Here is a 1,642-nt window from a genome sequence, read left to right as displayed (position 1 = left end):
GATGAGTTTGAGTTGATTTGTAATGAATCAGTATCAGTATCCTCCACACTATCATCAGCATTGACATAGTCAGTAGTAACGAATGCTTTACCATAAACAGTTGGGGCTGCGTTGGCTGCAGATACAGATAGGGCGGCGATTGCTGTAGCTAAAAGTAGTTTTTTCATGGGATATCTCCACTTTACAATTTTAGTAATGAGCGAGCTATGATTAGCTGGTGCCCAAAATGGTATCGTCACAAATCCTCAAAGATATAATGTGTAACTGGCTACCGGGATTAGTCAGAAACAAGTGTGGCGAAGTTATATTACCGTAAGATGAAAAAACTATGACTTACATAACTGGGATTAAAATCGTAACTGCCATGTAAACTTTGGTCTTTATCGCTCTGTTGCGTAACATACGTTACCAAACTCATACTTCGGCTACAAGCATAACAACTTTGACATAATTTGCAACATCTATTTTATTTTCTTTACCGCTTATTCAATAAGAACAGCGTTAAAAAAACTTCCGGCAAGCTCTAATCATATTAAATATATTGCCATAAAAATACCCCCACCCACCGTGGCAAATAGCGATGCTACTTATAAAAATAATAACTAAAACCACTTGTCTAAGCGAATAAAGCAAAGCTAAAACCTTAATTTAGTTTTATAAGCTCAAGGTTCTATAGATTTAAAATTCACACAAATTTAGGCCACAAAAAAACCCACTCCGAAGAGTGAGTTTGTTATCAATACTCATGAATCCTCTAGAATAAGTATTCTAAACCGCCACCGATATTCATTATATCGTTACCATTGTCAATATCCTGTTTGCCCGCATACACATGCGCAATCATGTTAGGTTGATACTTATAAGTACCACCAATGATAATCTGGTCTACATCTCTATCTTTAGTACCACGGAAATCAGAGGTACCAAGATATTGCGCGTATATCTCAGTTGGTTTGGCAAAATTAGACAATCCCATAGTAGCGTTGACGGCAAAGGCTTTTTCGTCTTCTGTACCTGTATCATAATCAGCGACTTGATATAAGCCGCCAACAGTTAATGGCAAACCGGTAAACTTAGCCATGTCTGCTTTTGCCGTACCACGAATAATATCACCTGCGATATTCAAATCCTGATCATAAGACAGTCCTACCGTCACGCCTGTGCCTTGATCAAACATGCCAGCGATACCGTATCCATCATTGTTATCTGACTCAGAAGCACCATACATCGCCGTTACTTGTACAGGGATACCTTCAACCTTTGGCGCTCTCCACAATAAAGAGCTCTTAATACGCTTGCTATCAGCCATTACGTCATATGCATTATCCCAATAGCCTTTACCAACCAACACGTTGTTCACCCACTGAGCGGTTGAATGCTGGTGACCAAAGCGGAATTCACCGTAGGTATCATTTTTTAGACCCAGATAAGTATCGCGGTTGGTGAAGTAAAGGCTATCGCCCTTAGCATCTACTCTATCGTTATCGATGTCTATTTGGTATTCAAGCTGATAAACCACATCAGTGTTCTCAGTCATTGCTTCAGAGCCTTTGAAACCAAGGCGCGAAAAATGTGAGTTAATTTGAAGTGAATCTGTATTTGTATTAGTGGTTTCATTCTCAGCATCTACATAGTCCATAGT

1 protein-coding gene and 1 pseudogene are annotated in these 1,642 nt (G+C 39.2%); both read right to left on the bottom strand.

What is annotated here, in order from left to right:
• Positions 1-167: pseudogene (locus tag VLN09_RS00775) on the bottom strand (porin); the annotation flags it as partial.
• Between the two features lie 587 nt (positions 168-754).
• A partial coding sequence (locus VLN09_RS00770; RefSeq protein WP_325243163.1) for a porin occupies positions 755-1,642 on the bottom strand: 888 nt, incomplete at its 5' end.

Origin of the sequence: Psychrobacter sp., from assembly GCF_035469765.1 — a bacterium.
In the GTDB taxonomy this organism is placed as follows: Bacteria; Pseudomonadota; Gammaproteobacteria; order Pseudomonadales; family Moraxellaceae; genus Psychrobacter.
The sequence above is the reverse complement of the archived record's forward strand: the minus strand, read 5'-3'. Positions and strand labels throughout refer to the sequence as shown.